The sequence below is a fragment of the Hyphomicrobium sp. genome (genome assembly GCF_036833075.1).
GTDB lineage: Bacteria > Pseudomonadota > Alphaproteobacteria > Rhizobiales > Hyphomicrobiaceae > Hyphomicrobium_C.
Genome location: NZ_DAITQL010000079.1, coordinates 1 through 11,045 on the forward strand (window position 1 = coordinate 1; position 11,045 = coordinate 11,045).

The following is an 11,045-nucleotide window of genomic DNA, read 5'->3' on the forward strand; positions in this document are numbered from 1 at the left end:
CGCCATCGCCGAGGGCCTGGCGCGCAAGATCCTGCGCGGCGAGGTGCCCGAGGTCTTGAAGCACGCCACCATCTTCGCCCTCGACATGGGCGCGCTTCTCGCCGGCACCCGCTACCGCGGCGACTTCGAGGAACGGCTCAAGGCGGTGATGAAGGAGATCGAGAACTATCCGGGCGCGATCCTGTTCATCGACGAGATCCACACCGTGATCGGCGCGGGTGCGACCTCGGGCGGCGCCATGGACGCGTCCAACCTGCTGAAGCCCGCGCTGCAGTCGGGCACGGTGCGCTGCATCGGCTCCACGACCTACAAGGAGTACCGCCAGCACTTCGAGAAGGACCGCGCACTCGTGCGCCGCTTCCAGAAGATCGACGTCAAGGAGCCGACGGTTGAGGACTCAATCGCGATCCTCAAGGGCCTGAAGCCCTACTTCGAGGAGTTCCACAAGCTCAAGTACACGGGCGAGGCCATCAAGGCCGCCGTGGAGCTCTCGGCGAAGTACATCCACGACCGCAAGCTGCCCGACAAGGCGATCGATGTGATCGACGAGACGGGCGCCTCGCAGATGCTGGTGCCGGAAGGCAAGCGCAAGAAGAAGATCACGGTGAAGGAGGTCGAGGCCACCGTCGCCACCATGGCGCGCATCCCGCCGAAGACCGTCACCAAATCCGACGCTGACGTCCTCTCCAACCTGGAGAAGGACCTGAAGCGGCTGGTGTTCGGTCAGAACAAGGCCATCGAGGCGCTCTCCGCCGCGATCAAGCTCGCGCGTGCGGGCCTGCGCGAGCCCGAGAAGCCGATCGGCTGCTACCTGTTCTCGGGTCCGACCGGCGTCGGCAAGACCGAGGTCGCAAAGCAGCTCGCGGCCCTCATGGGCATCGAGCTCCTGCGGTTCGATATGTCGGAGTACATGGAAAAGCACACGGTCTCGCGCCTGATCGGCGCGCCTCCGGGCTATGTCGGCTTCGATCAGGGCGGCCTGCTCACCGACGGCATCGACCAGCATCCGCACAGCGTGCTGCTCCTGGACGAGATCGAGAAGGCGCACCCGGACCTGTTCAACATCCTGCTGCAGGTGATGGATCACGGCAAGCTCACGGATCACAACGGCAAGTCGGTCGATTTCCGCAACGTCATCCTGATCATGACGACCAACGCGGGCGCGAGCGACATGGCGCGTCCGCCGATGGGCTTCAACCGCGAGAAGCGCGAGGGCGAGGATACCGAGGCCGTGAACCGCATGTTCACGCCGGAGTTCCGCAACCGTCTCGACGCGGTCATCCCCTTCGCCGGCCTGCCGCCGGAGGTCATCACCAAGGTGGTCGAGAAGTTCATCTTCCAGCTCGAGGCGCAGCTCGCCGACCGCGGCGTGACCATCGAGCTGTCGGAAGGCGCCGAGAAGTGGATCGGCGAGAAGGGCTACGACGAGAAGTTCGGCGCCCGGCCGCTCGCACGCATCATCCAGGAGTACATCAAGAAACCGCTGGCTGACGAGCTCCTGTTCGGCAGGCTCGAGAACGGCGGCACGGTGAAGGTTCTGGTCCAGGGCAAGGGCGAGGATAGCAAGCTCACCTTCGAGATCATCCCCGCCGATCCGTCGAAGAAGCCGCGCAAGGAGGAGGACGACGACGAGGCCGACGACGACGGCGCGGAAGCTGCCCTCGTTGAGGCCACGCCGCCGCGCAAGGCCCTTCCGGGCCCAAAGGAGAAGAAGGAAAAGCTGCCCGGGCGCTCCGGCGGCGCCGTCCCGAGCGTTCCGAGGAAGAAGGAGGAGTGAGCCCTTCGAGCCTCCAGCGTATCGACAACAGAACGCCGCGAAGCCTACGCTTCGCGGCGTTTTCCTTTCGATCAGGGGACGTCGGCGCCGGTTGCGCGCCGCAGGCTTTCCAGCATGGGCGAGGAGAACTCGCGCCGGTAGAGCACCACCGTCACGACCAGCGTGACGCCGAGGAACATCAGGGGCCCGACGAACCAGGCCAGCAGCGCGATGGCGAAATAGTAGGCGCGGATGCCTCTGTTGTAGCTGTCGCCGGCCAGCCCGGCGATGTGAGCGGCGTTCTCGGCATAGCTGGCAAGTGCGTCCGGCTCGGTGTCCGCGGCCCGCGGCGTCCCCCCGACGATGATCGAAAGCACGTTGTACTGCCAGGCCGACCACGTGAACTTGAAGAACGCGTAGACGAAGACCGCGATCAGCACCAGCGCCTTGAGTTCCAGCACCCAGGGGTCGACGGGCGCGGAGTAGGGGAGCCGCGCGATCACGTCGCCCATCGCCGGACCCAGCAGCGCGATGAGACCGCCGAGGATGAAGATCGTGGTCGAAGCGAAGAACAACGCGCCGCGCAGCAGGTTTCCGAGCAGCGCCGCGTCGGCGATGTGGGAGTCGCGCTGGCAGATCCGCTGCATCCAGCGCGTGCGGAACGCGTTGACCGACGAGATCAGGCTCGGCTTTCTCTTGCCGAGCCAGCGCGCCGTGGCGCCGAACCCGCCCCAGCATAATAGGAAGCACGCGAGCGCAATGGCGTCCTCGGGCGGCAAGGTGAGAAGCGTCATCGTGGGCTAGATCTCCACGCAGATTTTGCCGAAGTGGTCGGCCTGCTCCTGGTAGCGGAAGGCCTCGGCCAGGCCCGCAAGCGCAAACGTCTTGTCGATGACAGGCTTGATCCCGGTTGCCTCGAGCCCGCGCACCATGTCGCACTGATGCGCGCGGCTGCCGACGATGATGCCCTTGAGCTTGATCTGCTTGGCCATGAGCGCCATCGTCGGCACCTCGCCCTTGAGCCCCGTGAGGATGCCGATGAGCGAGATATGCCCGCCGATACGCACGGCCTGGATCGATTGCGCGAGCGTGCCGGGCCCGCCGATCTCGAGCACGTGGTCGACGCCGCGCTTGGCGGTCAGCTGGCGCACCGTGTTGCCCCAGTCGGGATCAGCCTTGTAGTTGACGGTGGCGTCGGCTCCCATGGCCCGCGCCCGCTCGAGCTTGGCATCCGACGATGAGGTGACGATCGCCGTCGCCCCCATGGCCTTGGCGAACTGGAGCGCGAACACCGCGACGCCGCCCGTGCCGAAGATGAGCACGCTGTCGCCGGCTTTGATCTGCCCCTCGACCACGAGCGTCCGCCACGCCGTCAGCGCCGCGCACGGCAGCGTTGCGGCTTCGAGGTGGCTCCATCCCTTCGGCGCGTGCGTGAACCACGTGGCCGGCGTGACGACCGTCTCCAGCGCGTACCCGTCGAGCCCGTCGCCCGGCACATGGCTGAAATTGCCGTGCGGAGCTTCGCCGTTCTGCCAGTACGGGAAGAAGCACGACACGACGGCATCGCCCACGGCGAATTCCGTGACATCCGCGCCCACCGCCCCGACGACGCCCGCGCCGTCCGACATCAGGATGCGTCCGTTGGACGTCGGAATGGCGCCGACCGCCACCGCGTAGTCATGATAGTTGAGCGAATTGGCTTTGAGCGCGACGCGGATCTGGCCCGGACCCGGTGCGCCCGGATCATCGACCTCCGCAAGCTCGAGTTTGTCGAGCCCGCCTGGCCGCACAAGCTTGATGGCTTTCATGTCGCGTCATTCCCCGCTCGGCTGATTGTCCCTTCGAGTTAGATGATCAGCGCTCAGATTGCTAGCCGACGAAAGACGGAAAGTGCGCCTGAAAGGCCGAACGCCGCGAAGCGAGGCTCCGCGGCGTTCTTGTAACGGACACAGCGCCCGATGAGGCCGCCCGCGCCTCTCGACTATTTGAGCGACGCCGTCGTCTCCCGGTGCCCGAACTTGAAGTTGATGCCGGCGCGCACGACGTCGACATCGTCAATCGCGACTTCCCGGTCGTTGGATTTCGGCCCGAGATTGTGCGTCTCGGTGCCGAAATCCAGGCGAAGGTATTCGGCAAAGAGACTGACGTTGTCGACAATCTGCATTTCGACGCCGCCGCCGTAAGCCCAACCCCACCGCGTGAAGTCGTCGGTCTCACTGTAAGCGCCGACCCTTGAGCAATGGCCGAATTGCGCGTTGGGCGGGCAGTCCTCGGTCGTGGATCCGTTGACCCAAGCACCACCGCCGGTGGCATAAGCAAGGATGTGACCGAACGAGTAGCCGAGACGGCCACGCAGCGTGCCGAAAGCATCGAGATCGCTGTGGACCATGATCGTCCCGCCGTCGGTGATCGGATTGTTGTCGAGATTACCGATCGACACGTCGGCTAAGGCGCCGAGGACGATGTTGCTGGGAAATTGATAATCGTAGCCGATCTGAAGACCGCCGAACGCGCCGTCGATCGACTGCGTGGGAGACGTCGGATCGTCTGGCCGGGCCAGGCTCCAATCGCTCCATCCGCCATGTGCTCCGACGTAAGGACCCGTCCAGTCTCCCGCATGCCCCACTGTGGAAAAGATAGATGACGACAAAAACGCTAATGTAACCAACGATTTACGCATAACTACCCCCATACGCACACTGAACGCTCCACCTGATGATTAACAGGTTATTAACCGGCAGGAGTAGAGGGCATTAGCCCGACGCCGGACGATATGCGTGGGGGTGTTGCAACTGAAACACGTATCCCGTCGCGGGTTCGCGCTACCCGGCGGAGGGGAAAATCAGACTGATGAATGGGTTGGCGGGAGACGGAGCGGCGGGCGCCGCAAAATGCCGGCGACGATTATTCCCGTCGCAAGAAAAAAAACCGGGAGCGCATCCTGGCGCGCGGACGCCAGGACGCAACGTGCGCGGAACCGGGGCTGCGGCCTACTCCGCCGCTGCCTTCGTGTACCCGTACTTCTCGTTGAGTTTATTGATGAGGTCGGCTGCGGCTTTGGGGATGTTCGTGCCCGGCCCGAAGATCGCCTCCGCGCCCGCCGCGTAGAGCGCCTCGTAGTCGTGCGGCGGGATCACGCCGCCGACCACCACCATGATGTCCTCGCGGCCGTCCTTTGCGAGCGACGCCTTGAGGTCCGGCACCAGCGTCAGGTGCCCCGCCGTCATGGTCGAGACGCCGATCACATGCACGTCGTTCTCGACCGCCTGCCGCGCGGCTTCGTCCGGGGTCGCGAAGAGCGGCCCGATGTCGACGTCGAAGCCGAGGTCGGCGAACGCCGATGCGATCACCTTCTGCCCGCGGTCGTGGCCGTCCTGGCCCATCTTGGCGATCAGGATGCGCGGGCGCCGCCCGTCCATCTTCTCGAACGCGGCCGCCATCTGGATGACGGTTCCCACATCGTCGTTCATGGCGCCGGCCTCCGACCTGTAGACACCCGAGATGGCGCGCACCTCCGCCCGGTGGCGCGTGAACACCTTCTCCATCGCTTCCGACATCTCGCCGACGGTCGCCATCGCGCGCGCGGCCTTGACGCCGAGGTCGAGCAGGTTGGCGCCGCCCCTGGCGCCCTCGGTTAGCGCCGCGAGCGCCGCCTGCACCTCCGCCTCGTTGCGCTCGGCTCTGAGCCGCTTGAGCTTCGCGATCTGCTGCTCGCGCACCGACGCGTTGTCGACCTTGAGGAAGTTGATCGCGAGGTCGTCCTTGCTCAAGAGCTTGTTGACGCCGACGATGGTCTGCTTGCCGGAATCGATGCGCGCCTGCGTGCGGGCAGCGGCTTCCTCGATGCGGATCTTCGGGATGCCGGCCGCGATGGCTTTCGCCATGCCGCCGAGCTTCTCCACCTCGTCGATGTGCGCCTTCGCCTTGAGCGCCAGCTCGTACGTGAGCCGCTCGATGAAGTGGCTGCCGCCCCACGGATCGATGGGGCGTGTGGTTCCGCTTTCCTGCTGCAGGACAAGCTGCGTGTTGCGCGCGATACGGGCCGAGAAGTCGGTCGGCAGCGCGATCGCCTCGTCGATGCCGTTGGTGTGAAGCGACTGCGTGTGCCCCTGCGTGGCCGCCATGGCCTCGATGCAGGTGCGCGTTGCGTTGTTGAAGATGTCCTGCGCGGTGAGGCTCCAGCCCGAAGTCTGGCTGTGCGTCCGGAGCGACAGCGAGCGCACGTCCTTCGGCTTGAATTCCTTTTTGATGAGCTCGGCCCAGAGGAGCCGCGCGGCCCGCATCTTGGCGATCTCCATGAAATAGTTCATGCCGATCGCCCAGAAGAACGAGAGGCGCGGCGCAAACTTGTCGATATCGAGGCCGCCGGCCACGCCCGCGCGCGCATACTCGATGCCGTCGGCGATGGTGTAGGCGAGCTCGAGGTCCGCCGTCGCGCCCGCTTCCTGCATGTGGTAGCCGGAGATCGAGATCGAGTTGAACTTCGGCATGTTGGCGGACGTATAGCCGAAGATGTCCGACACGATCCGCATCGAAGGCTCGGGCGGATAGATGTACGTGTTGCGGACCATGAACTCCTTGAGGATGTCGTTCTGGATGGTGCCCGCGAGCTTCGCGGCCGGCACGCCCTGCTCCTCGCCCGCGACGATGAAGAGCGCCAGGATCGGCAGCACGGCGCCGTTCATGGTCATGGAGACGGTCATCTGCTCGAGCGGGATGCCGTCGAACAGGGTCCGCATGTCGTAGATGGAATCGATGGCGACGCCCGCCATGCCGACGTCGCCACGCACCCGCGGATGATCGGAATCGTAGCCGCGGTGCGTGGCGAGGTCGAACGCGACCGAGAGACCCTTCTGCCCCGCCGCGATGTTGCGCCTGTAGAACGCGTTGCTGTCCTCCGCCGTCGAGAAGCCGGCATACTGGCGGATCGTCCACGGCTGGGTGACGTACATGGTCGGATAGGGGCCGCGCACATAGGGGGCGATGCCGGGCCAGGTGTCGAGGAAGTCGAGGCCGGCCGTGTCAGCATTGGTATAGATCGGCTTCACCGGAATGCCTTCCGGCGTCGTGAACACCTCGTCGTCCTTGGGCACGGGCGCCTCATGCGCCACGCCGTTGGGCTTGTGCGCGCCCTCGAGGTCGAGTGTGGTGAAATCCGGAATGCTGGTCATGCCTTGAGCCGTTTCCTGACGGGCGAAGCGCCCGGAATGCGAGATCGTCCGGCCGGATCGCCGTAGCTTACGAAATTCCAAGCTTTGCCTGAAGACCCTTGAGCGTCGCCACCGCGTCCGCGCCCTGGAACAGGAACTGGTCCACCCCGGCCGCCGTGAGGGCGGCCTCCTGTTCGCCGGGCCGCCCGGCCATCAGGACGAGCCGCGCCCCGGCCGCCTTGAGGGCTCTGGCGGTCGCCTCCGCGTGCTCGGCATAGAGCGCATCCGACGATGAGAGGCAGGCAGCCGACGCTCCCGACGCTGCGAAGGCTCTGGCGGCCTCCTCGGCCGACGCGTAGCCGTCGGAGGAGAGGACCGCGATCCCCCCGGCCGCGAGGTAGTTCTTGACCCACGTCGAGCGCGTCGTGTGCTCGATCACGGGGCCGAGGCTTGCGAGGAAGACCTTAGGCTCCTGGCCGGTCTTTGCGGCATGGGCGTCGGCCGCGTCGCGGAGCGCCTCGAACGGCTCGGCCAACCGGTGCGGCACGAGCGGGCGCACCATCTGCGTGCCGCCGACGGGCGGCGCCGTGCGCGGAGGCGCCACCGTGACGCCGTCGTCGCCGAGCAGCGGGAATGCGGAGACGCCGGTCAGGCTCTGGCGGCCGGTGGCGATCGCCTTGGCGCGCGCCGCGGCGTCGGCCGCGACCTTCTCCTGCACGAAGCCCTGATCGAGCGCCGCCAGGATGCCGCCCTTCGCTTCGATCGCCTGCATCAGCTTCCAGGCCGCCTTCGCCGTCTCGTCGGTCAGCGCCTCGATGTACCAGGAGCCGCCCATCGGGTCGACCACGCGGCCGAGCCAGGATTCCTCCTGCAGCACGATCTGGATGTTGCGCGCCATGCGCCGTGCGATGTCGTCGGCTTCGCCGAGCGCTGCCGTGAACGGCAGCACGGTGATCGCGTCCGCCCCGCCGAGCACGCTGCCTGCGCAGGCGAGCGTCGAGCGCAGCATGTTGGTCCAGGGATCGCGCTTGGCGAGCATGCGGAAGGAGGCATGGGCCGAGAGGTGCAGGCTCGAGGCCGCCTCGCCCGCGCCCGACGCGTCGGCGATGCGCCAGATGAGGCGGCGCGCCGCGCGCAGCTTGGCGACGGTGGCGAACAGGTCCGTGTCCGACGACAGCCGGAACGAGATCTGGGCGAGCGCCTCGCGCGGCCGGATGCCGGCCGCCTCGAACATGCGCAGGTAGGCGATCAGCGTCGCCCCGAGGGCGGCGAGCTCGAACGCGTCCGTCGCGCCGGCCTCGTGATAGAGCGTGGCGTCGACCTTGAGCGTGCGCGCCAGCGGCGCTGCGTCATGGGCTTCGCCGGTGAGCGCGATGGTCTCCACGAGCACCTGCTGCACCGGGGCCGGCAGCGTGCCCCACCGGGCGAGTGATCCGATCGGGTCGAGGCCGAGGAAGGCCTGCGCCGATTTCGCCGGGATGCCGAGGCCGGCGAGCGCCGAGATGAGCTGGGCGGCCGCGTCCGCCGCGCCGAGGCCGGCGTCGAGCTCGACCGGCGCCAGGTCGAGCCGCATGCCGGCGAGCGCCGCGGCCATGTCGGCTGCGCTCGCGATGCGGCAGCCGGTCTTTCCCGGAGCCTCGATGTCGAGCAGGATGCCGTTGCTGCCGCCGTCGAGCTCGGTCAGGATCTGTCGGTTGGCGGTCCCGGCGTCACTTGCGCCGATGCGCTGGCGGATTTCCCAGCCGAGCCCCTTGACGGCGCTGTGCGTCCCGCGCGTGAACGGCGCGTGTCCCGGTACCGCGGCCTGGAGCGCCGGTACGCTGGTCTCGCGCACGTAGACCGGCTCGACGCGGATGCCGTCGGCCGTGCGCGTGACGAGCTTCTTCTCGAAATCGGCGCCCTTGATCGCCTTGTCGACGAGCGCCAGCCACTGGTCGCGGGTCGCCGCCTCGAAATCCGCCGCGAGCGGTGTTGCGGAAACGTCTTGAGGTCTGCCAGCGGCGGTCATTGAGCGAAAGATCCCGTTGCTCGGAGTGTGGTCGTCGAGGGAAGGGGCAGAGCCCCGCATCTGCCGTGTTCTATAGGGAAAAGTGTCGGATTGCGCACGCGGAAATCGCGCGCTGCGACAGGCGGGGCATGCGGAGCCAGCCTTTGCTCCGGGCGAGGAGGCCTCGAGCAGCGCACCGCTGACATTTCCCCAGCTTGACGGAGAGGCCCATGCAACTGAATTTGCATTTGCCGCCAGCCTCATGCAATGAGGGCCTGGAGTCGAACGCGACCCGAGTCGGCGGTTCCTGCGGCGGGCTCAGGGATTGTGCGGCCGGGCTCGCGGAGCGAGCCGGCCGGTGTCAATTCGGAGAGCCTAATGAGCCAATCGGTCCTTGAGGACGGCAAGATCTTCATCGGCAAGAGCGTGAAGCCCGAGTATCTCGAGCTGCGCTTCGCGAACCGCCACGGCCTCATCACCGGCGCCACGGGAACCGGCAAGACGGTGACGCTGCAGGTGCTGGCGGAAGGCTTCTCGGCGGCCGGCGTTCCGGTTTTCGCAGCCGATATCAAGGGCGACCTGTCGGGTCTCGCGGCCGTGGGCGAGGCCCGCGACTTCATCGTCAAGCGCGCGGCCGAGGTCGGCATCGCGGACGATTGGAAGGCGCGCGCCTATCCGACCATTTTCTGGGACGTGTTCGGCAAGGAAGGCCATCCGATCCGCGCCACCGTGCTCGACATGGGGCCGCTGCTGCTCTCGCGCATGCTGGAGCTCAACGAGGTGCAGGAAGGGGTGTTGAACATCGCCTTCCGCGTCGCCGCGGACGAGAAGATCCCGGTTCTCGATCTCAAGGACCTGCGCGCCATCATCGCCAACGTGGCGGAGCGCTCCAAGGAGCTGGCGCAGAAGTACGGCAACGTGGCGACGACCTCGGTCGGCGCCATCCAGCGCCGCCTGCTGGTGCTCGAGGAGCAGGGGGCCGGTCAGTTCTTCGGCGAACCCTCTCTCGACATCGCTGACTTCATGCGCATCGCTCCCGACGGGCGCGGCGTGGTCTCCATCCTCGCCGCCGACAAGCTGATGGAGAAGCCGCGCCTCTACACCACCTTCCTGCTCTGGATGCTGACCAGGATCTGGCAGACGCTGCCCGAGGCGGGCGACCTGCCGAAGCCCAAGCTCGTCTTCTTCTTCGACGAGGCGCACCTGCTGTTCAACGAGGCGCCGAAAGCGCTGCTCGAGCGCATCGAGCAGATCGCGCGCCTCATTCGCTCCAAGGGCGTCGGCGTCTATTTCATCTCCCAGAACCCGCTCGATGTGCCGAACTCGGTCTCGGCCCAGCTCGGCAACCGCGTGCAGCACGCGCTGCGCGCCTTCACGCCCCAGGAGCAGCGGGCCGTCAAGGCGGCGGCGGAGACGTTCCGCAAGAATCCCGATCTCGACACCGCGCGCGTCATCCTCGAGCTCAAGGTCGGCGAGGCGCTCGTCTCGACGCTCGAGAACAAGGGCGAGCCGTCGATCGTGCAACGCACCCTGATCCGCCCGCCGGAGGGCCGCGTCGGACCCGTGTCCGACGACGAGCGCCGGAGCGTCATCGAGTACAGCCCGGTCTACGGCAAGTACGAGCAGGCGGTCGATCGCGAGAGCGCCCACGAGATCCTGTCGCGGCGCGCCGAGAAGGCGACGGAGCAGGCCGGCAGCGCCGGCGGTGGCGGCTGGGGCGACATCATCTTCGGCGGAGGTGGCGGAGGCACGGCGGCCGGCGGCACGCGCAAGGGCCGCCCGAGCCAGGGCATGGGCGAGTTGATCGGCAAGGATCTGCAGCGCTCGATCTCGCGCACCATCGCCACCACGATCAAGAACATCATCGTGAAGTCCATCACGGGGCGGAGCCGCTAGAAGAGGGGCGCGGGTGCCTTTAAGCGCGGTGCGTTGAGCGGGGCTTCGGACCGTTGGGCTCGAAGCAATTATGACCTAGGGACGCTGCATGGCACGCATACTCATCTGTCATGTGCCAAAGGACGGAGCGCCCGCGCGGGAGCTCGGGGCGGCGCTCATGGGGCGCGGCCAAATAATAAAAATAACAACAGAGACCCCCCCCCCCCCCCCCCAACCCCCCCCCCCCCAACCCCCAAAAAAAGCCAAACAAAAACAA

Annotated in this window: 7 protein-coding genes; 2 read left to right on the forward strand and 5 right to left on the reverse strand. The window is 66.7% G+C overall.

What is annotated here, in order from left to right; translation table 11 throughout:
* A partial coding sequence (locus V7082_RS17700; protein WP_334150671.1) for an AAA family ATPase occupies positions 1 to 1,777 on the forward strand: 1,777 nt, incomplete at its 5' end.
* 71 nt (positions 1,778 to 1,848) lie between these two features.
* Here the strand turns inward: V7082_RS17700 and V7082_RS17705 are convergent.
* The 5 genes from V7082_RS17705 to V7082_RS17725 all read right to left on the reverse strand — a co-directional run bounded on the left by V7082_RS17705 (position 1,849) and on the right by V7082_RS17725 (position 8,914).
* Entirely contained in the window at positions 1,849 to 2,550 is a 702-nt protein-coding gene (locus V7082_RS17705; RefSeq protein ID WP_334150673.1) for a DUF599 domain-containing protein, read from the reverse strand.
* A gap of 6 nt (positions 2,551 to 2,556) precedes the next feature.
* Entirely contained in the window at positions 2,557 to 3,564 is a 1,008-nt protein-coding gene (locus V7082_RS17710; protein WP_334150674.1) for a zinc-dependent alcohol dehydrogenase family protein, read from the reverse strand.
* Positions 3,565 to 3,737: 173 nt separating this feature from the next.
* Positions 3,738 to 4,448, reverse strand: coding sequence for an outer membrane protein (locus V7082_RS17715; protein WP_334150688.1), 711 nt, complete (start codon positions 4,446 to 4,448; stop codon positions 3,738 to 3,740).
* A gap of 298 nt (positions 4,449 to 4,746) precedes the next feature.
* A complete protein-coding gene (scpA, locus tag V7082_RS17720) occupies positions 4,747 to 6,927 on the reverse strand; it encodes a methylmalonyl-CoA mutase (protein WP_334150675.1) in 2,181 nt (726 codons plus the stop codon).
* A gap of 67 nt (positions 6,928 to 6,994) precedes the next feature.
* Positions 6,995 to 8,914, reverse strand: coding sequence for a methylmalonyl-CoA mutase family protein (locus V7082_RS17725; protein WP_334150677.1), 1,920 nt, complete (start codon positions 8,912 to 8,914; stop codon positions 6,995 to 6,997).
* Positions 8,915 to 9,271: 357 nt separating this feature from the next.
* Between V7082_RS17725 and V7082_RS17730 the strand changes: the two genes are divergently transcribed.
* Positions 9,272 to 10,789 carry a helicase HerA-like domain-containing protein gene (locus V7082_RS17730; RefSeq protein WP_334150678.1) on the forward strand — a complete coding sequence of 506 codons (1,518 nt, stop codon included), beginning with the start codon at positions 9,272 to 9,274 and terminating at the stop codon, positions 10,787 to 10,789.
* Positions 10,790 to 11,045: the final 256 nt, after the last annotated feature.

Coding starts and splice junctions, on each gene's coding strand:
- V7082_RS17705 (WP_334150673.1), bottom strand. CDS start 2,550: ATGACGCTTCTCACCTTGCCGCCCGAGGACGCCATTGCGCTCGCGTGC.
- V7082_RS17710 (WP_334150674.1), bottom strand. CDS start 3,564: ATGAAAGCCATCAAGCTTGTGCGGCCAGGCGGGCTCGACAAACTCGAG.
- V7082_RS17715 (WP_334150688.1), bottom strand. CDS start 4,448: ATGGGGGTAGTTATGCGTAAATCGTTGGTTACATTAGCGTTTTTGTCG.
- scpA (WP_334150675.1), bottom strand. CDS start 6,927: ATGACCAGCATTCCGGATTTCACCACACTCGACCTCGAGGGCGCGCAC.
- V7082_RS17725 (WP_334150677.1), bottom strand. CDS start 8,914: ATGACCGCCGCTGGCAGACCTCAAGACGTTTCCGCAACACCGCTCGCG.
- V7082_RS17730 (WP_334150678.1), top strand. CDS start 9,272: ATGAGCCAATCGGTCCTTGAGGACGGCAAGATCTTCATCGGCAAGAGC.